A 22,924-nucleotide genomic window follows, 5' to 3' on the forward strand; every position below is an offset into this window, starting at 1 on the left:
GCTTTGGTTAAACCAATGATTCAGGGCGTCACCATGTGTGCCGCCCTTTGTATTTCAGCCGCAGCGCAAGCTCAGGCACCTGTTTATGATGTCGGTAACAGCAGCTCGCAGCAAACGGCGAATTCAGGCAATTCCTCCAGTACATTGGAGCAACGCATCACTGTACTGGAGCGGATGGTAGACAGTCGCACGCAAATGCAGCACCGTTTACAGCAACAACTCGACACCATGCAGGGTGAAATTGATGAGTTGCGCGGGGCTGTGGAAGTGCACACCAATCAACTTGAGAAAGTGCTTGAGCGCCAACGCGAGTTGTATCTGGAAATTGACAAGCGTGTTGAAGCGTTAAAGCAGGCTGGTGTGGGCAGTGCATCCGGTTCAGCTTCTGATTATTCATCACCTGCGCCGTCTCAGCCAGCACCGTCGAAACCTCAGTCACCGGCACCGGCCAGCGCAGAAAGCGAGAGTGATGCCTATGACGCTGCAGTCAATCTGATCCTGAAATCCAGAGAATACGACAAAGCCATTCCGGCTTTTCAGTCTTTCCTGTCATCTTATCCAAACAGTGAATACGCGCCCAACGCGCATTATTGGTTAGGGCAGTTGCTGTTTAATCAGCAAAAGTGGTCTGATGCATCTGAACAGTTCAATATTGTTATTGATCGCTTCTCAGACTCTCCCAAACGACCTGACGCATTACTTAAGCTTGGAGTGATAGCAGAAAGACAGGGCAACAAAGGGCAGGCCAGAAGCCTGTTTCAGCAAGTGGTCAATGAATATCCTGATTCATCAGCCACCAAACTTGCCCAGTCCCGTTTATCCGGATTATAAGCTGATTAAAAAAACCTCCTCCGGGAGGTTTTTTATTGCCCGCAAGATTCTGGGTAAAATTCGCCTGCCTGTTTTTTATACGGAAATACAAAAGTTAGCGGTGGTGAACTCAAATTCCTAACTGCAAATTTGTCTGCGAAGTGTGATGTTGAGAACGTAAAATAACCATCTGTTGCCGGCGTCTCAAAAATAATTAAAATTATTTTGAGAAGGTTGGTGAATAATCCGGCAGTTGCACAAAATTTTTTTTAAAGATGAGAAAAAATTCAGGCAAATCCCACTGCAATTTCGCGTCTGGATGCTACATTTTTATCTGTCCGGCAGGGTTAAATTCAAAATAACTCTCCGAAAAGCGGGGGAATACTGTACGATTTGATTTCATTTTGACCGTTTGAACAAGAAAAACGAGAAAAGTGAAAATAAATCCGGATTTAAGGTTGCACTGCCTCAGAATCTGAGTATTATATGCCGCCGTTGCCACAGAGTGGTGACGCAGAAGGGCGAAAGGGTCGTTAGCTCAGTTGGTAGAGCAGTTGACTTTTAATCAATTGGTCGCTGGTTCGAATCCAGCACGACCCACCACTTTCTCCTCAGTGAGAATATCGCTTTTCACCGCAACCATAAGATGGGTCGTTAGCTCAGTTGGTAGAGCAGTTGACTTTTAATCAATTGGTCGCTGGTTCGAATCCAGCACGACCCACCATCTTATCTTTGCTCCGGTTATCCGGAACGTCTTAAAATCCTTAAATACTTCCTGTTAGTTATTATCCTGATTCGTTATCAGTTTTATTATCCGCAAAAGCATTGCATCGTTATAAGTCATAGCGCTTTAATCCGGGCAAACACTTTTATTCATAGCGTATCCCTATGTAATTTTTATGACAGTCGGGTATAATCCGTCGCCCTATTGTCGATTATTCAGGCTATTTGTTATGACTATTGCTTTCAGAGTCGATCAAGTTGATTATCCGTTCCCGGCCAAGCCTGCGCCGCTTACTGATGTGCGCAAGGCCGAACTGAAGGAACAGATCAAGCAACTGCTGCGTGATCGTAATGCTGTTCTGGTAGCTCACTATTACACTGACCCCGAGATTCAGGCGCTGGCCGAGGAATCCGGTGGTTGCGTTGCAGACTCTCTGGAGATGGCTCGCTTTGGCCGTGATGCCACTGAGCAAACGTTAATCGTGGCCGGTGTCCGCTTCATGGGTGAAACAGCAAAGATTCTCAGTCCTGAAAAAACCGTACTGATGCCAAACCTGGAAGCAACCTGTTCGCTGGACATCGGTTGCCCGGTGGAAGAATTCAGTGCTTTCTGCGATGCGCACCCTGATCACACCGTGGTTGTTTACGCCAATACGTCTGCGGCTGTAAAAGCAAGAGCCGACTGGGTGGTGACATCCAGTATTGCACTGGAAATTGTCGAACATCTGGACGAGCAGGGTAAACCTATTATCTGGGGCCCTGACCGCCACCTGGGTGCGTACATTGCGAAGAAAACCGGTGCTGATATGCTGATGTGGCAGGGCGAGTGTATTGTTCATGACGAGTTTTCAGCGCAGAAACTGAGTGACATGAAAGCGGTATACCCTGATGCAGCCATTCTTGTACATCCGGAATCACCAGCCAGTGTGGTTGAGCTTGCGGATGCTGCCGGTTCGACAAGTCAGCTGATTCAGGCCGCTCAGGATATGCCTAACAACACGTTTATTGTGGCAACAGATAAAGGCATTTTCTACAAGATGCAACAACTGATGCCGGAAAAGACGTTTATTGAAGCTCCAACGGCCGGTAACGGCGCAACCTGTAAAAGTTGTGCTCACTGCCCGTGGATGGCAATGAACGGCTTACAGGCCATCTACAACAGCCTGACAGAAGGCGTGAACGATCACGAAATTCATGTAGATGAAGCTTTGCGTCACAAAGCCCTCATTCCGCTGGACAGAATGCTCAACTTTTCAGCACAACTTAAGCAGAAAAAGCTGGCAACTGCTTAATAAAAGCGCAGTTGAGGTTTTTTTCCCGGTGAGTACTTGATTCAGCGGGAGACTTTCCCTACTATACGCGCGCTTTGACGAATTTCGTCAGACAATTCCGGAGAGATGGCTGAGTGGCTGAAGGCGCACGCCTGGAAAGTGTGTATACGTTAATAGCGTATCGAGGGTTCGAATCCCTCTCTCTCCGCCAGATACTAAAAACCCGCATTCACTGCGGGTTTTTGCTTTTCAGGCCTAAAATTTAATATCAGGCACCAATCACGCCGCACAATGCTCTGGCACCGCCACCACCGAGTTTTTCCGGCGCGTCCGAGTAGTTATCGCCGCCCTGGTGAACCATCAGTGCTTTGTCTTTTACGTCTTCCAGTGATAACCGTGGTGCCAGTACCGGATGGCTGGCATTGCCCTCATCATCAACCAGCAGTATGGGTAAATCACCCATGTGGCTGTTATCTGCCCAGGGATAGCCGTGTTGACCGGTTTTTTCCGGGTCCATATGACTGCCTGCTGCACCGGCGGGAACGTTCTTTCCGTCTTTCAGAGCAGAATCGCATGACGGATTTTCATGCACGTGGAAGCCGTGTCCGCCTGCCTCAAGACCGGATAATGCCGGCGTAAACACGAGTCCGTATTCGCTCTCTTCAATTTTTACGGTGCCGGCTGATTCACCGGTGGCAGGGTCTTTCAAGGTAACAGTGAAAAATTCTTCGTCTTCTGCAGCAATGCTACCTGCTGCGAAAAATAATGACATAGATAAAACGAGGGCTGATTTTTTCATGAAGTCTCCGTGTAAATGAAATCTGAGGGCCGATGCAGTGGAGAAGCGGTTCTTGCAGTGGCTGTCAGGGTTTCTACCCGGTTAGCACGGAAGGGAGATCAGATTTTAATGGTGACAAATACAAAAAAAGCAGCCATCAGAGGCTGCTTCGCTTAAGAAAAATTATGCTTACAGAGCGGCAATAGCTGCTTCGTAATCCGGCTCATCAGCCGTTTCAGCGACTTGCTGGGTGTAGGCCACTTTGCCTTCTTCATCAATTACCACAACACTGCGTGACAACAGGCCTGTCAGTGGACCGGTAGTGAAAGTCACATTGTAGTCTGTACCAAAATCTGAGCGGAACGTTGAACCGGTCAGAACGTTTTCAATCCCTTCTGCGCCACAGAAACGGCCGGCAGCGAATGGCAGGTCCGCAGATACACAAATGACCACAGTGTTGTCCAGTGAAGCGGCTTTTTCATTGAATTTACGTACAGACATAGCACACGTGCCGGTATCTACAGACGGAAAGATGTTCAGTACCACTTTCTTACCTGACAAATCTGCAGAGCTTACGGTAGATAAATCGGATTTTACCAGCTCAAACGCCGGTGCAGGTGTGCCAACGGCGGGTAAGTCACCCAGAGTTTCTAACGGATTGCCCTGTAATGTAACTGTTGCCATGGAAGTTCCTTCATAATTGGAGTGAATGTTCATGATCTATATTGATGGAGTCAGGCGGGATTTCAACCGCTTAATCCGTAATTTATCTAATTATTTTTCTGTCTGCTTTGTAAAGCGGTTATATGCCGTATACTCAGAACGTAAAGAGATAAGCGGGGGAGCGATGTGAGCGTTAATAGTATTATGAGTCAGCGGGTAGTGAGCGTGAAAATGGACGACAGCCTGCACACCATTAAGGAGCTGTTTGAAGCCACGGGGTTTCATCATTTACTGGTTGTCGAGGGCCGCAAGCTCACCGGGATTATTTCTGACAGAGACTTGCTGAAAGCCTTGAGTCCGTTTATCGATACGATTTCAGAAAGGGCGAGAGACAGGGCGACACTGGAACGCCGGGCCCATCAGATCATGACCCGTGATGTGATTGCCGTTAAAGAACACAGTTCCGTTCTTAATGCCATCAGCACCTTCAACCGTCACCGCTTATCCTGTCTGCCGGTCATCAACGCAAAAGACGAACCTGTCGGGGTATTATCCTGGCGGGATATTCTTCGCTACATGGAAGACAAGGTTACCGCCAGGCAACAAAGTTAATCTGCGGCGAACTGTTTGAGGGCGTCGCCGTCCAGACGGTATCTTATCCACTCATCTTGTGGTTTGGCGCCAATAGACTCGTAAAAATCAATAGCAGGTTGATTCCAGTCCAGCACGCTCCATTCAAACCGGCCGCAGTTTTGTTCTGTTGCGATCTTTGCCAGATGTTTCAGCAGAGCTTTGCCTGCACCGCAGCCTCTGGATGCCGGTGATACATACAAATCTTCCAGATAAATGCCGTATTGTCCCTGCCAGGTGGAATAACTGAAAAAATAAACGGCAAAGCCAACCGGGCCGTTTTCATTTTCACATAGCACGCAGTGTGCCTTTGGTTGATCTGAAAACAGCGTATTTTTAATATGCGCTATAGTTGCTTTTACTTCATGCTCTGCTTTTTCATATACCGCCAGTTCGGTAATGAAATCGAGTATTTGCTGGCTGTCCTGCACTACTGCAGGACGGATGGTAAGTTGGCTCATCAAAGAAACTCCGTAAATTATTCCGTGCGTGGCTGACCGGTGGATTTACGTCCGGGCACCACTTTTTTCGTAATCCGTACAACGTTATGAAACAGCCACTTAAAGGCATTGCCTGAATCAATAAGAATGAGATACAGACAGGGCACCAGAATAAGCGTCACCAGTGTGGCGTACATCACAGCAAATCCCAGCGCGATAGCCATAGGAATCACCAGAACAGCCTGCAGGCTTGTTTCAAAGAGAATGGGCAGTACACCCGCAAAAGTCGTAATGGATGTGAGCGTAATGGCTCTGAAGCGGGCAGAACCCGCTTCTTCCACAGCATCCCGGATACTGTATCCCTGGCGGCGGCGCTGGTTGACAAAATCTGTCATCACCAGTGAGTCATTAATCACAACCCCGGCGGCAGCAATCAGACCGAAAAACGACATAGTACTGAGATCATAACCGAGCAGGAAATGTCCGAATGCCGCGCCGGTGAAGCTGAACGGAATAACTGACATAATGATGAGAGGCTGACTGTAGCTCTTTAACGGCACGGCCAGCAGTATGTAAACCATAATCATCGCGGCAGTGAAAAACAGCATTTGCTGATCCTGTTGTGCCTGCTGCTCTTCAATATCACCGCCCAGTTCTGTCATGACGCCGGGGTAAGTTTTTTGCAGTTCCGGTAGTAAGTTTTCATAGATGGCTTTGATAGCCTCACCCGGTTCTACTTTCTGTTCGTCGATGCTGCCCCAGATATATACACTGCGATAGCCACTTTCACGGCGGATATAGCTGATCCCGGGGGCTTCGGTAAGCTCCGCGATGTCACCCAGCATGACTTTCTGACCGGCAGGAGTGGTAATCACACTGTATTTAAGATCGGCAAGCCGTTCCCGCTGCAGGGCAGGGTACCGCACCATGACTTTAACTTCCTCGCCGTCACGGATCACCCGCTGGGCTTCGCCACCATAAAAGCTGCTGCCAATCTGCCCGGCGATGTTTTGCAGCGTCAGACCAAGATCGTAGGCTACCGGCTTCAGTGTCATCTGTACTTCTTTGCTGGCTGGATCGATGGTTGAGCTGACGTCGAACAAGCCGTCTTCCCGCTGAAGCATTTCAATGAAAGCCAGTCCGGCTGCATTCAGGGTTTCCAGCTCCGGTCCGAACAGCAGGAAGCCAAATTCTCCGTCATCGCTGCCGCCGTTGATATCATCTATGACAACCAGTGATTTCATTGCCGGAATGTCCGGCATGGCTTCACGCCAGCGTCTGGCAAGTTCGAAGGTGTTAATTACCCGTTTACTTTCATCTACCAGCGGGGCAAACACTTCGCCGTTAGTACGGTCGTCGTTAAACACCAGAATATCCCGGACCATGCCGTCGCCACCAAACTCCTGTTTGATTTTTTCATCTTCATCGAGGATGGTTTTTTCAATGATTTTTAACGCATCGAGTACGGCGCTGTCCGGTACGTTTTCGTTCATTTCAACGCGGACTGAAGGGAAGTCGTGGGGCACTTTGCCTTGCGGGACCATGCGAATGAAATTGCCCTGAATTAAACCCATTGCCAGCATCAGCAGTGCCACAAACACCATCAGCACGGCCCATCGCCATTCAATGGCTTTAACGACGGTACGTTTGTACGGACCGTTGACGAAGCCATTAAAGCGGCTGTTAAAACGGGCGCGCCAGCTGTCCGGCTTCACCGGCTTAAATGTGGTGTGAGCGATGTGCGCCGGCAGAATAAGTTTGGATTCAATGAGACTGAAAACCAGACAACAAATCACCACCACAGCGATGTTCACCATGAAAGGTCCGTCCATACCGTCACTTAATGTGAAGGGAGCAAACACGGCAATGGTGGTCAGCACCCCGAAGGTTGCCGGTGTTGCGACACGTTTGGCTCCGCGGATCACGTTATCAATGCCGCTGCCTTTGCTTTCAATTTCAGTGTAGGCACTTTCTCCGATGACGATGGCGTCATCCACCACAATACCCAGTACCATGATGAAGGCAAACAGAGAAATAATGTTCAGACTGATACCGAGAAGCGGCATCATCATCACAGCACCGAGAAAACAGACCGGCAGCCCGAGCATGACCCAGAAGGCGAGTCTGAAGCGTAAAAAAATGGTCAGCAACAATGCAACCAGAATGGCACCCTGAAGCAGGTTTTTCAGCATCATGTCCAGGCGGCCGTCGAGGTAGTACGTCATGTCGACCATGGTTTCCAGCGACACACCTTCCGGAAATTGTTCATTTTTGTGCGCAATGTAAGCTTTTACTGTTTCTGCCACTGGCACAATATTCTGTGAAGGTGTTGCTTTGACTGAAATATAGATGGCGTTTTTACCGGAATACCTGAAGTAGTATTCGCCCTCAGTGAAGGCATCGCGGATCTCTGCCACATCGCCGAGCAATACTTTGGCACCGCCGGGGCCGACTTTTACCGGGATGGCAGCAAATTCTTCGCCACGGTAGTACTGATTCTCAACACGCACAGAGATAATGCCAGAGCGGGTTTTCAGTTGTCCGGCAGAGAGGTTGGTGGAATACGCCCTGATGGCGGTGCTGATATCACTGATCGAAAGATTGTATTTACGTAACTGATCAGGATTCACTTCAATGGCAATTTCGTCTTCGGGATAGCCCACGTCGACCAGCGAAACGTTATCCAGCAGTAATAATTCATCCTCGACTTCTTTCGCCAGGACTTTCAAATCTTTAAGAGGAAGATCGCCCACAATGGGCATGTCGATAACTTGTTGCCTGAACGCCAGTTGCCGGATGTTTACAGGTTCCATGTCTGCAGGGAAGGTGGCAATGCTGTCGACTTTCAGTTTAATTTTATCCAGGACGTCGCTCAGTTCTTCCTTATCGTCAATCTCCATATTGACTTCGCCACCATTACGGTAAGCTCTTGAGATCGTACTGTTGATTTCGGAAACGTCTTTTACCGCCTCTTCAATTTTTATCAGGATCCCTTCTTCAATTTCCTGCGGAGACGCGCCCGGGTAACTCACATCAACACGGATGTAGTTAACCTCGACGTTGGGGAACATTTGTTTCTGGATAGAGGAATAGGCAGACAAACCCATGATGATAATAAAACCCATCAACAGGTTTGCAGCAACAGAGTTTCTGGCGAACCAGGCAATCACGCCGCGGTTCGTATCGTGTTCCTGATGCATAACTTCCCCTTAAATACCGGCGGAAGTGCTATTCGCATGAGCAGCAACCAGTTTGTTGCTCTGCTCAATCACTTTCACTGCCATTCCGTTAAGCGGATATTCCGGCGGGGAGGTGACAAGTTGCAGACCATCAAAATTCCCGCGAACGAAATAGAAATCGTCCTGTTCACGGACAATCTCTACAATCTCCGACTGCAACGTGGCATCTTCACTCACCAGCCAGATCCGTTTATTGTTAACCAGTTCCTGTGGAATACGGAACACATTTTCCAGTGTTTTACCGTTAAAGCTGATGTTGGCGAAACTGCCGAATTTAATCAGGGCTTTGCCGGAGCGGACACCGTAAGGGTCGTCAATACGTGCAACCAGATGACTCATTCTGGTGGACTGATCCACGATCCCCAGATCGCGGTGGAGTTTGGCCGGGATGGTACGCTTATCTACGGTTACTGTTGCATCGAGGCTGGTGACGCTGACAGGCAAAAATGACTGGTCGAAGCCGGCAACCGGGAAGGTAATTTCAGCGGTTTCCACATTATTCAGGGTAGCAGCCACTGTACCGGGAGTTACGTAGTCACCGGTGCCGATTTCACGACTGACGATCAGTGCATCGTAAGGAGCGCGTACTTCACAGTTATCCAGGTCCCGCTTAGCAATGCGTAACATGGCTTCAGCAGATTTTACGGCGGCTTGTGCGCTGAGTAACTGAGGTTTTCTTAAATACAGGTCGGTCACACGACTCTTTGACATGCCGGCCGCTTCCCGCTCCGCCACGTTCGCCTGAGCCTGCTCCTGTATTAATTGTGCCTGTGCTGATGACAGGTTAGCTTCGGCCTGCAGCAATGCGGCTTCGTAGGCATCTTTCTCGATGGAAAACAGGATTTCACCACGACGGACAAGCCCGCCGGGCACAAAATCCGGGTTCCAGGACGTTACTTCACCCGATACCTGAGCAGCCAGCATAGTGCTTTCAAGCGGCGTGATCTCGCCATAGGAATTAAGGGTGACCGCGTAATCTTCGGCCTGAAGCTCGCTGATTGTCACTGTCGGACGGGTATCTACGATTTCAGGTTCTTCTTCTTTATCACCCGCCGAGGCGATAAGTGTCATACCTGCAAATCCTGCAGCAAGAATGACGATTGGCAGGGCAATTTTTTTCCATTGCATGTGACGCTTCCCCAGTTTCCATCTCTGTTATTATGATACTTGTTGAATCTGCTGATTGTATTGTCTGTTTGTAACAGCGTATTTATTTTGTTTCAGCGACTGCTTTTTTTATTATTGCATAACACTGGCGCATACAACTTTATTACGACCAGTTTGTTTTGCTTTGTATAGTGCTTTATCGGCCAGAGATAACCCACGGTTAAGTGAAATTTCCTCATTTATTTCACATAAACCGAAACAGGCTGTGACCTTTATTTCTTTTTGTTCCAGCCAGATGCTGGTTTTTGCCAGCGTATTACGTATTTTTTCTGCCAGAACATAAGCACTTTGTTCTCCGGTTTCAGGCAATACCATTAAAAACTCTTCTCCGCCCCAGCGGCACACAATATCTTGCCTGCGCACATTTTGCCGGAGCAGGGTTGCAGTACGTTGCAACACAATATCGCCGTTTCCGTGCCCGTAAGTATCGTTGATTTCCTTAAATTTATCTACATCAACCAATATGAGAGTGAATGCTGAACGGGTACGCTGATGCCGTTTTATTTCCTGTCCCAGTAATTGCTGCATACCTCTGCGGTTTGGCAGAGAGGTCAGGGTATCGTGTAGTGCCTGTTGTTCGTATCTGTCACTGAGTTTCTGCATCAGCTCAAAGGTCCGCTCACGGCTGTATTCGTAAAATGCAGACAAGAATGTGACAGTGGCAAACGACAGTATCAGCCGGCTTTTAAAATCTGTGGAGTAGCTGGTAAACAGCAGGGCATCGTGTGGTGTGAACAGAATAATGACGATGAGCAGCGTAAAGACTGCCATCACCATCAGACCCCGTTTGAAGCCACCGAAAAACATTGCAACGGGGGGTAATATGTAAATCCAGAGCGGACCGGTATTGTTATGCCCGCCGGAAACCACCAGGTAAGTTTCCAGCCCCATCAGGCAACCCGTCAGTAAATAAACGGATACCATCTGGCCGATTTTATTGGGGTAGGCAGCCTGAATCTGACTGGCAAGAAAAAACAACAGCGAAGCAGACAGTAAGCTGAATCCGAGCGCCCATCCACCTTTCATCAGAGAGCTTATCCCCAATACCAGTGTGATGCTGATCCCTACCAGAGCGAACAGATTGACAACAAGGATCCGGCGATTGGTTTCTTCGTCAAATTCGGGGTGACACCCACGTTTTAAAAAAAGCGATGTGGCCGGCTTAAACATTATCCTGCTTTTGAATCGTTACGGCGCCTTATCACTTATCGCTGAAGCCAGGTCATCGACAAGCAGGCGCATAGTTGCCACAGCCTCTTCAAAGCCATCGCCCTGCATGGGGCGGCGGAGATCAAACTGATGTATTTGAGGCTGTGTGTTTTCGTCCTCTTTCCAGTATTGACCTTTAATCAGCACGTTGCCATCAAATGCGGGAATAAAATCGTCGATTTTGATATGTAATCCTGACACAGGGTATTGTGGTGAATACACGGCAGCAGGTAAAACCGCCACTCCGTGATGTTGCAGAGAGGCGGTTAAAGCCTGACGGAGACTTTTATCCAGTGGCTCAGCCCATACATGGCGGGGGGAAAAATACACCGTAGCAGGTCCGGTTTGCATAGCCAGAGAACGCTGCTTCAAATACTCAGGTAAACTGAGTTGTTCAATATAAACCCGTGCTGCCGGCTCAGGTTGTTCTTCTGTCGTCGCCTGAGGGGAATGCAAAACGTAATAGGTTAAGGATGCCGGTGCACTGCTGCAACCGCTCAATAACGCAGCAAAACAGGCAGCGGTGAATAACTTAGTTCTCATTAAACATTCCTTTTCCGGCTTTCGGCTGAATATCTTCTTCGCTGTTGTCCGAGAAGATTAACCCGTTAGGTTTCTGATTAAGTTGCAGCAGCAGAGGCTGAATATTCCGTAGGGTTTCCTGCATCGTATCAACGGTTTCCTGAATTTCACCTTTACTCAAACCGCCTTCGGTATAGTTTTCCAGTAGTGCAGACATGTTGATCATCATTTCATTCAGGTTCTTGTTCAGGGCTTTCGCGTCAATATCGCCCATCAGAGTATCAAAATCACTGCTTGCCTGTTCAACCCGGTTAGATGCGGCTTTAATGTCGTCGATCACATTGGTGACCTCTACAATCATGGTTTCCAGAGGTAAATTATTGAGCTTATCCAAAATTGCATCAGCTTTTTGCGTGAGCTGAGTGAATTCGTTCGACACTGTGGGAATGACTTCAATATCGCTGATGGTTTTTACCGTCAGAGGGCTGGCATTGATGTCATGTTGTAAATCGACATAAAGTCCGCCGGTAAGCACATTTCCCATGCGTAGCGTGGCGCGTAAATCTTTGCCAATCCACTCGTGCATGGTGTCTTTAACAGCCTGCAGACTTTCCTGTGTATCCTGTTCACGCACTTTGCCCGGATAGATGCGGATAAGTACAGGAATGGGGTAATTCTGATCAAGAATATTACCGTCTATCAGGTTGGCCGGATTAATTTGTGCCACTTCACCTACTTCAATACCACGATATTCCACCGGTGCACCTTCGGTAAGGCCCCGTACGGTTTCGTCTATCAGCAGCACGTAACTGGCATACAGTTTATAGCGGGCGTTAGAGGCGGCTGCATCATCAGAGAAAATAATAAAACTGGCATTTTCATCTACCTGTCCACCAGAACTCGCGCCTTTAGGAATACCGAAAGTGACACCGTTAGCCAGCAACGTTTCCAGCGAACCGGTTTCAACTTTTACACCACTGGATTTAAGGTGCAGCTTTACGCCACTGACATTCCAGAACCGTGTATTCTGGGTGATCAGTTTATGATAGGGGGCCTGAATGAAGGCGCTGTAATACACCACACGTTCTTCAATATTAAATTCTGCTTCTTCAAATTCGCCGACTTTGAACCCCTTGTAAATGATCGGGTCGCCGGGTTTATAAGCAAACTTATCATTACTTTTCAAAGTCAGATGCAAGCCCGGTGTGCCGGGCGGTGTAGCCGGCGGGCGTTCAAGAGCAACAAAGTCAAATTTACTGCGACCGCTGTCATCGGCTGACATGGCGATGTAAGAACCTGACAGAAGGGTATTTAAACCGGAGACTTCAGAAAAACTGATCCGTGGTGCCACCACCCAGAAATCGGTATTTTCTGTCAGCAGCCGCTCAGCACTGGCATCAATGCGTGCGGTGACAAGTACACCGTCAAGGTCCGGCTTCAGCTCAATTTTCTTCACCTGACCAACTTCAAGATCCCGAACCTTTACCGGCGTCTTGTTTATCTCAATGCCACTGGCTGATTTCAATTCTATGGTGATTAATGGTCCCTGATTTTTCCACTGGTACCACACCATCCATCCGCCGGTAATAATGGCAATAATCGGGATTAGCCAGACCTTAGAAACGTGAGTTGTTGATTTTATTTTAGCTTCGTCTGTCATGCTTACTTCCTGTTTTGCCAAATCAGGCGGGTATCAAAAGTCATTGCAGCCACCATAGTAACAAAAACCACGCCACAAAATGCGAGGGCGGCCGGGCCGGGATAAATAGAAAGCGTGTTACCCAACTGCACCAGTGCTACCAATACTGCTACAACGAAGACATCGATCATGGACCAGCGCCCTATGCCTTCCGTCACGCGGTAAAACCGTGTCCGGATGCGGGCACGTTTCTCAAGACCGCGCTGCACGGTTAAATTCAGCCACGCGAGTATGATGATTTTCGCCACCGGAATAATAACGCTGGCAATCAGAATAATAATGGCCACCGGATAGTCGCCGGATTGCCACAGTGTGATAGCGCCGCCCACGATGGTACTGGGCTCATCACGTCCGAACATTTCGGTATGCATAATGGGAAGCATATTCGCCGGGATATAAAGCAGTGCAGCGGTAACCAGTAATGCCCAGGTGCGCTGGATACTCACTGAGGCGACTGCCGGTGTCAGTGGTTTCGGTGGCGGCACTTCTCCAAAGATCCAGAACGCATAGCGGTTGATATCGAACTGGATGATGCAGGCGGTCATACAGACAGAAAAGGCAATGAAAGCATAAAATGACAGGCCGATAGCAATGTCTGCCATAGAAGATATTTTGATCAGGCTGACCAGAGTGCCTACCAGAAATATTTCCGCCATGCTCCAGGGCATCAGCGCTTTCACCCAGAAAAACACATGCTTCACAAACACAGGTTTTTTATTGTGTTTGCGGCAGTGGCTTAAAATCATTATCCCGGTGAGCACGAGCCCGGGGAAAACCACGGTGGCCAGGCCGGTAATAATGGCCAGTGACAGGTAATCCTGATTCAGCAGCGCATTGAAACTGTCTGGCAGGGCGATCTGGTGCTGAATGCCACTGGCACGGAAGGATAAGAAGTTAAAGGGCAGGGAAAGGCCCAGAAAAATAAGTGCACTGATGGCAAACGCCAGTACTTTATCATTTTGGTGATAACGGTAAGTCAGCAGGGTATGGCCGCATTTGGGGCATACAGCCCGTTGCCGGTGATCCAGCGAAGGTAAATGTACTACCGTCAGACATTGGTCACATTGAATTGTAGACAGCGCGTTTTCCTGCATGCCCGGCCAGATTTATCCTGTAGAAACAACCAACTTATACAATAGCATGAATTTGTTCAACATCAGCGCCTTTATCTGTAACGGAATGTCACCCGCCTTAAAAAGCAAAAAAGGTGGCACAAAAGGCCACCTTTTTTCTCACTGAAAAAATCAGTAGTTAGCGTTACCCGGAGTACGCGGGAACGGAATGACGTCACGGACATTCTGCATGCCTGTTACATAAGCAACCAGACGCTCGAAACCCAGACCGAAACCGGAGTGAGGGACGGTGCCGTAGCGACGCAGATCACGATACCAGCTGTAATCTTCTTTGCTCAGGCCCATTTCTTCCAGGCGGCGGTCGAACACATCCAGGCGCTCTTCACGCTGTGAACCACCAATGATTTCACCAATACCCGGCGCAAGGATATCCATTGCAGCAACGGTTTTGTTGTCATCATTAATACGCATGTAAAACGCTTTAATGTCTTTCGGGTAGTTCTGCATGATAATCGGCGCACCAACATGCTCTTCTGCCAGATAGCGTTCATGCTCTGATGACAAGTCCACACCCCATTCAACCGGGAACTCGAACTCTTTACCACTGGCTTTCAGGATTTCGATGGCATCGGTGTAGTCCATACGTACGAAATCAGAACTGATCAGTTTTTCCAGACGCGTAATGGCATCCTTGCTGATTCGCTCTGCAAAGAAAGCCATGTCATCGGCACGTTCTTCAAGCACGGCTTTGCACACATATTTCAGCATGTCTTCCGCCAGCTGTGCCACATCGCTTAAGTCAGCGAACGCCACTTCCGGTTCAATCATCCAGAATTCCGCCAGGTGACGGGAGGTGTTGCTGTTCTCTGCACGGAATGTGGGACCAAAGGTGTATACCTTTGACATTGCTGCACAGTATGTTTCTACGTTCAGCTGACCGGATACGGTAAGGTAAGTTTCTTTACCGAAGAAATCTTCCTTATAGTCAATGTCACCTTTATCAGTGCGGGGCAGGTTCATCATATCCAATGTGGACACGCGGAACATTTCACCGGCACCTTCTGTATCACTGGCGGTCAAAATGGGTGTGCTGATCCAGAAGTATCCACGTTCGTGGAAGAAGCGGTGAATGGCCTGCGACAGACAGTTGCGGATACGGGTAACAGCACCGATAACGTTTGTGCGGGGACGCAGATGCGCATACTCACGCAGATATTCAATTGAGTGACGTTTGGCTGCCATCGGGTAAGTATCCGGGTTTTCTACCCAACCTAAGATTTCGATACTTTTGGCTTCCAGTTCTACCGCCTGGCCCTGGCCCTGAGACGGTTTGACTTCACCTTCAACAGATAAAGAGCAACCTGCCGTCAGGCGCTGAATATCAGCATAATTTGACAGAGAATTTAACGCGATTACCTGTACGGGATTAAAGCAACTGCCATCGTGCAGAGCGATAAAAGAAAGTCCGGCTTTTGAGTCGCGGCGAGTACGCACCCAACCTTTTACCGTCACCGTTTCGCCAACTGCGTACTTACTATCAAGCACGTCGACAACGGGCGCATGCGTCATTTGAATGTCTCCATCTTACCTGTTTGAAAAAATAATGTGTTATCAGGCGTAAAAATGCCGTAAATAACTAAAAGACACAGAAGAATTGCCGATAGTGAATGACAAAGCTAAACGCTGATAAACAACGAAAAAAACTATTAATCTTGTTATGGCATGCCAACCGGTCAGGCATGGCGGGTATCTAAAGTGTCGGTTCGTACGTATAAACGAATCGCTAGTATACTCATTCAGAAACGGGATACCAGCGAACTTTCTGCACGGAGAACTAAAAATATCATGAATTCGCAACAACCGGACAGACGACGTAAGCCGAGAGATAAAGACGGTTTTTACCAATTTGTACTGACAGTCAACTCAGTTTGCTGGCTGGTGCTGATTGGGGCGCTGGTGGTATTTCATTTTGCCCGTCCGGAAATGGTCACGGGCTTGCAAACATACTGGGGCATTGAAGGCCGCACTACCTGGTCTGAAGAGCATGTGGACGCGTTGATCATGTTGTTGCAGTTGTGTCTGGGTATGACGTTGCTGACCATGCTGCTGCGTTCCCGTCGTAACCGTCGCCGTGAAGACAATTACGGGGTGAATTTATTTATTCTCGCGGGTATTTCAATGTTAAGTCTGTTTACCCTGAATGTCAGCGTGGCCTAGTACAACGGTGAAAGCTCAATTAAAAAAGCGGCCTGTGACGCCGCTTTTTAAAACATACTCACCCGCAACGGGTTATCAGACGAAGGCTGACTGCACCAGATACCAGGTGTAAGCTACATATCCGAGTACAAATACACCACCTTCCAGTCTGTTCAGACGACCCTGACCTTTAATACCGATACAGAAGATGAACAGTGCCACCGACAGCCCCAGCATGATCATCACGTCCCGGTAGAAAAAGCTTGGCTCAACCTGCATGGGTTGAATCGTACCGGCAAGTCCTACCACCGCCAGTGTATTAAACATGTTAGAACCGATTACATTTCCCAGTGCAAGATCATGTTCACCTTTACGGATAGCCATTAGTGAGGAAGCCAGCTCAGGAAGCGACGTGCCCACAGCAATGATGGTTAATCCGATAATGGTATCGCTGACACCAAACCGGGTGGCAATTTCCACTGCTCCCCATACCAGAATACGGGAGCTGGCGACCAGCAAAGCTAACCCGGCAAGCAGCCAGATCACATTGGTTTTTACGCTGGCATCGTCCGGATTAATTTCACCTTCATATTCGGCGGCAAGGGTATCACTGCTGCCTTTCATGCCAGTCCAGATACTCCAGCCCATCAGCAGTATAAATAAACCAAGCAGGGAGAATGCATCGTCTTTGGATACATGAAAATCAATTAATTGCCAGCAGGCGAAAAAGGTAAGGCCAAGCAGAACAGGCAGTTCGCGGCGGATGATATCTGAGCGGACGGCAATGGGGCTGATGACCGCGGTCAATCCAAGAATGAGTGCGATGTTAGCGATATTGGAGCCATAGGCGTTACCCAATGCAATGCCCGAATTACCCTGCATAGCAGCAAATACCGACACGATGATTTCCGGTGCCGAGGTACCGAATCCGATGATTAGCATACCTATGAGCAACGGAGATAAACCAAAATGCCGTGCCACACCGGCGGCACCGCCGACAAATTTTTCTGCACTCCACAGCAGAACCAGCAGGCCTGCAATTATCGCTAAACTGGGTAAAAGCATATCAACTCCTTGGTACCCGTAACGGCGATAAGAATACGGGCGGGACATATACAGGTCGTGTGACCACTATATAGCGTTTCTGCTGCGTTATTTAAACGTTCTCTGATAAAAAAAATTAAAACGATTTAGTGCATAAAAATAACAGGCGGAACGCTATCACAAAAACTCATGGTAACGACAAAAAAAAGCCGTTCTGAAAACACTGGTGAATGCCCGCAGTTGAATTACACTGCCCGGACAGAAAAGGTTACTTTTAATGAAATTAACATTGTGGTAACAAATAGTTCTTACTTATTCAGGTATCAAGAAGCATTTCATGCATAAAACTCTTATCGTTGTTGACGACATTAGTGGTTTCACTCTGCCGGACCAGACCATTCTGACTTTTCAGGATTATCTGGACGAATTCCCGAAACGGAATGAACCCAAAACCCGTGTTATCAACTTGTGTGACACATCCCGCTATTTAAGTCAGGGATATTACTGTTCGTTGCTGGCGCAAGCGCGTCAACACCGTGTGTTACCGTCTGTAAAAACGATCAATGATTTGCGCATTGCCGATGAGGGCAGTGCCCGTTTACCGCTGCCGGACAAATTTAAATGGCCGGTGACAGAAGGCATTGAATCTTTCTTTGTACTGTTCGGTAAAACAAAAGATCAGGCTCTGTTGCCGGTTGCGGCCACAGCGTTTGAAGCATTTCCGTGTCCGATTTTACAGGTCACATTACACATAGCTGCTGACAACATCGGCTTTATGGAAGTGCAGGCACGTGGCTTTGCTGATTTGCCGGATTCACTGAAACAAGACTGTATTGACGGTTTACAGCAGTTCACACAACAACAGTGGCGCAGTGACCGCAAAGGCAAGAAGATGCGTTGGGACATGGCGATTCTGGTTAATCCTGATGAGCCGACACCTCCGTCTGACGACAAAGCGATTAAAAACTTTGTTAAGGCAGCTGAAAAAGCGGGCTTCAATGCTGAAGTGGTAACCAGTTTAACACCGGAAGCCGTGGGCCATTATGATGCCCTGTTTATCCGCGAAACTACCGCGATAGACCATCATACCTATCGTCTGGCCCGTGCAGCAGAGCGTGAAGGCCTGATTGTTATCGATGATACCCAGTCGATTTTGCGTTGCTGTAATAAGGTGTATCTGCAGGATGCGTTTGCTTATCAGCAAGTGCCTGCACCGCGAAGTGAGATGGTTTCAGACAGCGCTGATGACACCTGTCAGGAGTTGATTTCAACTCTGGGGTTACCTCTGGTGCTTAAGTTGCCTGAGAGTTCGTTTAGTCGCGGTGTATATAAAGTGGAAAGTGCAGAAGCGTTGAAAACACGTCTGGTAGAAATGCTTGAAGCGTCAGCACTGGTTTTGGTGCAGGAGTACGTGTTTACCGAGTTTGACTGGCGGATTGGTGTGCTTGGTGGCAAACCTATCTATGCCTGTCAGTACTTCATGGCACGCAACCACTGGCAGATTTACCATCACGAAGGTGACCGTTTCAGTTCCGGTGGCTTTAAAACCATGCCGACTTTTGAGGTGCCAAAAGCAGTCTTACAGGCGGCGATCAAGGCGGCCAAAGTGGTGGGTGACGGCTTGTACGGTGTAGATATTAAACACTCAGGCAACAAAGTGTACGTGATTGAAGTTAACGATAACCCGAGTATTGATTCGGGCGTTGAAGACAAATATCTGGGCAAAGAATTGTACCAGTTAATTATGCAGGAATTTGCAAACAGGTTGGAGTTACGCGGTCGATGAGCGCCAAACTTGCAGCTCGTGAAGTCGCAGAGCCCGTATTGTCACTTTCACCCGTGACGGTGCGGTCTGCGGCGGCTGAGGATTTATCGTCTTTGTGTGATGTTGAGCAACGTTGTTTTTCTCATGACAAATTAAGCCGTCGTCGTATGCGGTTTTATTTGACGGCGCCTCATGCTGAATTGCTGGTGGCTGAACGGGGCGGCATCATACTCGGTTACGCATTGTTGTTATTACGTCGCGGAACCATGCTAACGCGCCTTTACTCTATTGCAGTGCTGCCGGAGGCGAGGGGACAACAGGTTGCCCAATCGCTGATTGGTGAACTGGAAATCAGGGCATTGTCGCGGGGAAAGCGCTTTATGCGCCTGGAAGTGTCTGAGGACAACAAGGGCGCAATAACACTGTATCAACGTTTAGGTTTTAGTCAGTTTGGTATGTATAACGAATACTACGAAGATAAATCTGACGCCATTCGTATGCAGAAAGTACTGAACTATCCATCCAGTACTGCAGAAGTTGATGTGTATCCGTGGTATCAGCAAACCACCGAATTTACCTGTGGTCCTGCATCGCTGATGATGGCGATGGCACAGTTGAATAATGAGTACGTGGTGTCGCAAGAAAAAGAGCTATCTCTCTGGCGACGTGCAACTACGATTTTTATGACGTCAGGTCATGGTGGTTGTCATCCGGTAGGACTGGCTCTGGCAGCTTCTGACGAAGGCTTTAAGAGTGAAGTATGGTTGAACCGTACATTACCGCTTTTCACTGACGGCGTAAGAACGGCCCATAAGAAAGATATTGTAGAAGTTGTGGAACAGGGTTTCCTGCATGAAGCCGGACAAAAAGGCATTACCGTCCACATTCACGAATGGAAAATGGAATCTTTGGATGCCTTGCTGGAAGAAGGTGCTGCGGTACTGTGCTTGATCAGCACCTATGCGTTTGATAAGAAAAAAGCGCCGCACTGGGTCACTGTGACAGCCTCAGACCAGCGTTGTTTCTACATTCACGACCCGGATCCTGAAACGTTTGAAGATCAGGTCGTCGAGTATCAACACATTCCAGTCGCGCGGGAAGATTTTGTGCGTCTGGTCAGCTATGGCCGGCGAAAAGTCCGGGCGATAGTCATTATCAGAAAACGCTGAATTTAAGCGCGGTGTGAGAATAAATCACTCCGCGCTTATTCGTTTTCAGTCTTCAACGGCTGATACGCGCGTTGAAGTTACGCAATGCTTTTACCAGATTAGACAATTCTGCCGCTGAGCCCTGAAAAAGAGAAGGCTTAGTGAAAGTCGTGCCCTTACGGGCAGTGTTAAACGTACGTTTAATATCGAAAGCGGCAGTGCGGTCTGTGAGTCGTTTCCATTCGCTTTGCAGAGCGCCCGGAATAGCGTGGCGTTTTGCCAGAATGTTGTCTCGAATTTGCAACACTTGCCCAATCAGTAACGTATTTTCATTCAACATAGTTAAAACCTATTTCAATGTTGTTAGTAGTCTAAAGCCTTTATTTATGGAGTCCTGACACCAACTTATTGCCGTTTGACCCTGAATAAAGGAGCGCATTGAATAAAGACTGTTGCAACATCGATGCCTGTTTATCCTTTAGTATAATAAAAAGGCAGGTCAGTCCCGGCGCTTTACCTCATCGTATTGTCGTTTAAGTAAGGATTCAGGCAGGTAAATAACAGCAATGTTCAGGGACCGGTCATCCTCTGCCAGCATTGCCGACTGTATTTGAATTTTTGTGCCGTCGCGGCTGAACGTCGGGTGAGTATGATCCCTGGCCGTCGTTTTGTGGCCACCGCTGAGCAATTGCATTTCATCTGTGGTTCTGTCAATCAGATACAGATTACGTTCGAAGTCATCACTCACAGCCCAGCGCCCGTCCGGAGAACCGTGTACATGCCATAATCCGCTGCCACTGCGGGTTTGCCCGGTAATTCGCATTTCATTTGTACGCAAGTTCACAATACCCAGTCCTGTGGGTTTCTGGCGGCTGGCTGACGGGCCCCATTCATCATTTGTACCCACCTTGCGATGTCCCATGATGGCAAAGGCAACTTCATCTCTGGAGATCACCGCTTCATGGGTGACCCACTCATAATCTGCTTCAGGGTATAGGGCTTTGACTTCTCCACCGACTTTCATTGTCCACATTCGTTGTGGCGATTTGCCGCCGGTTTCCCAACAAAATACCAGTTCCCTGCTTACCCACGGGTTGGTCTGTATGTGACCAAGCTGGAAGGGCAGTGCCACCACCATGTTTATCTTACCGGTTTGAATATTCATACTGGCGATGCCTGTCGGGCCCGCGCCCATATTCCGGGGACCGAAATTTTCCTTGAGCGCAACCTTATCACTCAAGTGTCTGGCTGCTTCTTCCCGGCCAATACGGAAATAAATGATATCTTCGGCGGCATCCAGCGCCATATCTCCACCGGCCCCCATGGAGGCGGGTACAACTCCCACTGTTCGTTCATAGTGTCCTGACTGCTTCACCGCGTTATTTTTCACGTCCTCCAGCAGTGCTTCAATGTTCACTTCGATGATGGCTTTATCGTTCGGGTTGTCGCCGTAACGGGGTTGGGCATCTGCTGCAACAGCAGGATCCCGCATCAAATAGAGCTTGCCGCTTCGCTGTGCGTTCACCAGCATGCCAAAATAACCACCTTCACTAACCTGCACTAACAGGCCGGTTTCTTCGTTGACGGCCATGGCCTCTCCCGGCACCCGTGCAGATCTGAATACCAGCCACTCACCGTCAGCCGTCCATTGAGGATGGGTAGGGTAAATTTTCGAGTCACCCTTTGACTGTGTAGTCAAAAAGGCAATTTTTACACCGGTAACCGGATCGCGGATAAGTTTTCGTTCCGAAGGAAAAGTGTCACCGGTGGCCGCGCTGGCCGGATTTTGTAACAGACAGGCAAAAAATAATGCGAAGAAATAAAGCGGGTTCAGGCAAAAGCGGGTAACAGTCATGGCAATTTTCTTTTTGTGGTTAACTGAACTGAAAGCAAACCACAGTGTTTCCCTTTGCGCGACGGATACCTGATTTTTTTGTCAAATATGAAACACAGCAGCCAGAAGCGGTGCTAACGGCTTAACTTTTCACGGGGTCCCTGATGCTTATCTTAACTAAACCGGACCCGCGCCTTTCTCGCCTGACGCCAGTGATAAACCCGGCGACCAGCCCAAAGCGGCGAGACTACAAGAATGTTCAATGCAATGGCAATAATCAGACTGAATACAATGGCCGCTGGCGTCAGGGGGATGGACGGCGCAAAATTATCCAGCACTCTGAATAAGGTATCTTTCCTTGCGGGGGCAAACATATAGCGGGCCTGCTCAAAGTAGTTGCCGGTGGAGAGGGTTTTTAAGCCATTGTCTGCTTCTTCCAGTTTTGCCTGCAGCGCGGCTTTATTTTCAGCGTCCTGCTGCACCACGCCATCGGCGTTATTTCGCAGGCTTTCTAATAATGCATCTACAGAACTGAAATTGAATTGTCTGGCAAGATTTTCCAGCTCTATGACCTGTTCTCTGGTGGCATCGTAGTAGCCTGAGAGATACTGGCGGTAATGATCCGCCAGAATGGGAACCTGCAATGCAGCGATGAAGAGTCCTGCGAACAGAATTTTATCAATTACCCGGGCCATCAACTGCATTGTTCATCC

20 protein-coding genes and 3 tRNA genes are annotated in these 22,924 nt (G+C 48.5%); 9 read left to right on the plus strand and 14 right to left on the minus strand.

The features are described from left to right. Positions 1-15 precede the first annotated feature (15 nt). From ybgF to J3369_RS07560, 5 genes are all read left to right on the plus strand, one after another. Positions 16-831: a tol-pal system protein YbgF gene (ybgF, locus tag J3369_RS07540; RefSeq protein WP_119500821.1), complete on the plus strand. Its 816-nt coding sequence runs from the start codon at positions 16-18 to the stop codon at positions 829-831. A 506-nt stretch (positions 832-1,337) separates the two neighbouring features. Then, a tRNA-Lys gene (locus J3369_RS07545) sits at positions 1,338-1,413 on the plus strand. A gap of 45 nt (positions 1,414-1,458) precedes the next feature. Next, a tRNA-Lys gene (locus J3369_RS07550) sits at positions 1,459-1,534 on the plus strand. A gap of 229 nt (positions 1,535-1,763) precedes the next feature. Further along, the gene (nadA, locus tag J3369_RS07555) at positions 1,764-2,825 is read left to right on the plus strand and encodes a quinolinate synthase NadA (RefSeq protein ID WP_349585491.1); all 1,062 of its coding nucleotides are present in this window, start codon (positions 1,764-1,766) and stop codon (positions 2,823-2,825) included. A gap of 99 nt (positions 2,826-2,924) precedes the next feature. Then, positions 2,925-3,015, plus strand: a tRNA-Ser gene (locus tag J3369_RS07560). A 57-nt stretch (positions 3,016-3,072) separates the two neighbouring features. Here the strand turns inward: J3369_RS07560 and sodC are convergent. Next, a complete protein-coding gene (sodC, locus tag J3369_RS07565; protein ID WP_349585493.1) occupies positions 3,073-3,603 on the minus strand; it encodes a superoxide dismutase [Cu-Zn] SodC in 531 nt (176 codons plus the stop codon). Positions 3,604-3,771: 168 nt separating this feature from the next. Then, complete coding sequence (gene tpx, locus J3369_RS07570; RefSeq protein ID WP_303574976.1) at positions 3,772-4,266, minus strand: thiol peroxidase; 495 nt, start codon at positions 4,264-4,266, stop codon at positions 3,772-3,774. 165 nt (positions 4,267-4,431) lie between these two features. On the opposite strand from tpx, the gene J3369_RS07575 reads away from it, so the two are divergent. Further along, positions 4,432-4,857 carry a CBS domain-containing protein gene (locus tag J3369_RS07575; RefSeq protein WP_303574975.1) on the plus strand — a complete coding sequence of 142 codons (426 nt, stop codon included), beginning with the start codon at positions 4,432-4,434 and terminating at the stop codon, positions 4,855-4,857. Here the strand turns inward: J3369_RS07575 and J3369_RS07580 are convergent. The 8 genes from J3369_RS07580 to asnS form a co-directional block, all read right to left on the minus strand. After that, positions 4,854-5,336 carry a GNAT family N-acetyltransferase gene (locus J3369_RS07580; protein WP_349585496.1) on the minus strand — a complete coding sequence of 161 codons (483 nt, stop codon included), beginning with the start codon at positions 5,334-5,336 and terminating at the stop codon, positions 4,854-4,856. The genes J3369_RS07575 and J3369_RS07580 overlap by 4 nt on opposite strands. Before the next feature lie 17 nt (positions 5,337-5,353). Further along, a complete protein-coding gene (locus tag J3369_RS07585) occupies positions 5,354-8,515 on the minus strand; it encodes an efflux RND transporter permease subunit (protein ID WP_349585497.1) in 3,162 nt (1,053 codons plus the stop codon). A gap of 9 nt (positions 8,516-8,524) precedes the next feature. Further along, positions 8,525-9,682 (minus strand): efflux RND transporter periplasmic adaptor subunit, encoded by a 1,158-nt coding sequence (locus J3369_RS07590; RefSeq protein WP_349585498.1) that lies wholly within the window; start codon positions 9,680-9,682, stop codon positions 8,525-8,527. 111 nt (positions 9,683-9,793) lie between these two features. Continuing rightward, a complete protein-coding gene (locus tag J3369_RS07595; protein ID WP_349585499.1) occupies positions 9,794-10,891 on the minus strand; it encodes a GGDEF domain-containing protein in 1,098 nt (365 codons plus the stop codon). A gap of 18 nt (positions 10,892-10,909) precedes the next feature. Next, positions 10,910-11,473 (minus strand): PqiC family protein, encoded by a 564-nt coding sequence (locus J3369_RS07600; RefSeq protein WP_349585501.1) that lies wholly within the window; start codon positions 11,471-11,473, stop codon positions 10,910-10,912. Further along, positions 11,463-13,112, minus strand: coding sequence for an intermembrane transport protein PqiB (gene pqiB, locus J3369_RS07605; protein ID WP_349585503.1), 1,650 nt, complete (start codon positions 13,110-13,112; stop codon positions 11,463-11,465). Before pqiB ends, J3369_RS07600 begins: the two co-directional genes overlap by 11 nt. Before the next feature lie 2 nt (positions 13,113-13,114). Then, positions 13,115-14,245 carry a paraquat-inducible protein A gene (locus J3369_RS07610; RefSeq protein ID WP_349585505.1) on the minus strand — a complete coding sequence of 377 codons (1,131 nt, stop codon included), beginning with the start codon at positions 14,243-14,245 and terminating at the stop codon, positions 13,115-13,117. 150 nt (positions 14,246-14,395) lie between these two features. Next, positions 14,396-15,793 carry an asparagine--tRNA ligase gene (gene asnS, locus J3369_RS07615; RefSeq protein WP_119500838.1) on the minus strand — a complete coding sequence of 466 codons (1,398 nt, stop codon included), beginning with the start codon at positions 15,791-15,793 and terminating at the stop codon, positions 14,396-14,398. Between the two features lie 276 nt (positions 15,794-16,069). Here asnS and J3369_RS07620 point away from each other — a divergent pair, with 276 nt between their 5' ends. Beyond that, on the plus strand, positions 16,070-16,441 hold the full coding sequence (locus J3369_RS07620; protein ID WP_119500839.1) for a hypothetical protein: 372 nt from the start codon (positions 16,070-16,072) through the stop codon (positions 16,439-16,441). A gap of 75 nt (positions 16,442-16,516) precedes the next feature. Here the strand turns inward: J3369_RS07620 and J3369_RS07625 are convergent, their stop codons facing one another. Continuing rightward, on the minus strand, positions 16,517-17,485 hold the full coding sequence (locus tag J3369_RS07625) for a calcium/sodium antiporter (protein ID WP_303574965.1): 969 nt from the start codon (positions 17,483-17,485) through the stop codon (positions 16,517-16,519). Positions 17,486-17,801: 316 nt separating this feature from the next. On the opposite strand from J3369_RS07625, the gene J3369_RS07630 reads away from it, so the two are divergent. Both J3369_RS07630 and J3369_RS07635 read left to right on the plus strand, forming a co-directional pair. Then, complete coding sequence (locus J3369_RS07630) at positions 17,802-19,250, plus strand: RimK family ATP-grasp domain-containing protein (RefSeq protein WP_349585508.1); 1,449 nt, start codon at positions 17,802-17,804, stop codon at positions 19,248-19,250. Continuing rightward, positions 19,247-20,398 carry a GNAT family N-acetyltransferase/peptidase C39 family protein gene (locus J3369_RS07635; protein ID WP_349585510.1) on the plus strand — a complete coding sequence of 384 codons (1,152 nt, stop codon included), beginning with the start codon at positions 19,247-19,249 and terminating at the stop codon, positions 20,396-20,398. The genes J3369_RS07630 and J3369_RS07635 overlap by 4 nt, the downstream gene beginning before the upstream one ends. Positions 20,399-20,450: 52 nt before the next feature. Here J3369_RS07635 and J3369_RS07640 read toward each other — a convergent pair whose 3' ends face one another. The 3 genes from J3369_RS07640 to J3369_RS07650 all read right to left on the minus strand — a co-directional run bounded on the left by J3369_RS07640 (position 20,451) and on the right by J3369_RS07650 (position 22,915). Further along, complete coding sequence (locus J3369_RS07640) at positions 20,451-20,717, minus strand: hypothetical protein (protein WP_303574962.1); 267 nt, start codon at positions 20,715-20,717, stop codon at positions 20,451-20,453. A gap of 159 nt (positions 20,718-20,876) precedes the next feature. After that, complete coding sequence (locus tag J3369_RS07645) at positions 20,877-22,232, minus strand: TolB-like translocation protein (protein ID WP_349585512.1); 1,356 nt, start codon at positions 22,230-22,232, stop codon at positions 20,877-20,879. Between the two features lie 152 nt (positions 22,233-22,384). Further along, positions 22,385-22,915, minus strand: coding sequence for a DUF2937 family protein (locus J3369_RS07650; protein WP_349585514.1), 531 nt, complete (start codon positions 22,913-22,915; stop codon positions 22,385-22,387). Positions 22,916-22,924 lie beyond the last annotated feature (9 nt).

The organism is Alteromonas sp. NFXS44, assembly GCF_040148705.1.
Lineage (GTDB): Bacteria > Pseudomonadota > Gammaproteobacteria > Enterobacterales > Alteromonadaceae > Alteromonas.

Excerpts from the sequence above, each read along its gene's own strand:
- pqiB (WP_349585503.1), bottom strand. The coding sequence starts at position 13,112 with ATGACAGACGAAGCTAAAATAAAATCAACAACTCACGTTTCTAAGGTC.
- sodC (WP_349585493.1), bottom strand. The coding sequence starts at position 3,603 with ATGAAAAAATCAGCCCTCGTTTTATCTATGTCATTATTTTTCGCAGCA.
- J3369_RS07585 (WP_349585497.1), bottom strand. The coding sequence starts at position 8,515 with ATGCATCAGGAACACGATACGAACCGCGGCGTGATTGCCTGGTTCGCC.
- J3369_RS07640 (WP_303574962.1), bottom strand. The coding sequence starts at position 20,717 with ATGTTGAATGAAAATACGTTACTGATTGGGCAAGTGTTGCAAATTCGA.
- J3369_RS07625 (WP_303574965.1), bottom strand. The coding sequence starts at position 17,485 with ATGCTTTTACCCAGTTTAGCGATAATTGCAGGCCTGCTGGTTCTGCTG.
- tpx (WP_303574976.1), bottom strand. The coding sequence starts at position 4,266 with ATGGCAACAGTTACATTACAGGGCAATCCGTTAGAAACTCTGGGTGAC.
- J3369_RS07630 (WP_349585508.1), top strand. The coding sequence starts at position 17,802 with ATGCATAAAACTCTTATCGTTGTTGACGACATTAGTGGTTTCACTCTG.
- asnS (WP_119500838.1), bottom strand. The coding sequence starts at position 15,793 with ATGACGCATGCGCCCGTTGTCGACGTGCTTGATAGTAAGTACGCAGTT.
- J3369_RS07650 (WP_349585514.1), bottom strand. The coding sequence starts at position 22,915 with ATGCAGTTGATGGCCCGGGTAATTGATAAAATTCTGTTCGCAGGACTC.
- ybgF (WP_119500821.1), top strand. The coding sequence starts at position 16 with ATGATTCAGGGCGTCACCATGTGTGCCGCCCTTTGTATTTCAGCCGCA.
- J3369_RS07620 (WP_119500839.1), top strand. The coding sequence starts at position 16,070 with ATGAATTCGCAACAACCGGACAGACGACGTAAGCCGAGAGATAAAGAC.
- J3369_RS07580 (WP_349585496.1), bottom strand. The coding sequence starts at position 5,336 with ATGAGCCAACTTACCATCCGTCCTGCAGTAGTGCAGGACAGCCAGCAA.
- J3369_RS07595 (WP_349585499.1), bottom strand. The coding sequence starts at position 10,891 with ATGTTTAAGCCGGCCACATCGCTTTTTTTAAAACGTGGGTGTCACCCC.
- J3369_RS07600 (WP_349585501.1), bottom strand. The coding sequence starts at position 11,473 with ATGAGAACTAAGTTATTCACCGCTGCCTGTTTTGCTGCGTTATTGAGC.
- nadA (WP_349585491.1), top strand. The coding sequence starts at position 1,764 with ATGACTATTGCTTTCAGAGTCGATCAAGTTGATTATCCGTTCCCGGCC.
- J3369_RS07635 (WP_349585510.1), top strand. The coding sequence starts at position 19,247 with ATGAGCGCCAAACTTGCAGCTCGTGAAGTCGCAGAGCCCGTATTGTCA.
- J3369_RS07590 (WP_349585498.1), bottom strand. The coding sequence starts at position 9,682 with ATGCAATGGAAAAAAATTGCCCTGCCAATCGTCATTCTTGCTGCAGGA.
- J3369_RS07610 (WP_349585505.1), bottom strand. The coding sequence starts at position 14,245 with ATGCAGGAAAACGCGCTGTCTACAATTCAATGTGACCAATGTCTGACG.
- J3369_RS07645 (WP_349585512.1), bottom strand. The coding sequence starts at position 22,232 with ATGACTGTTACCCGCTTTTGCCTGAACCCGCTTTATTTCTTCGCATTA.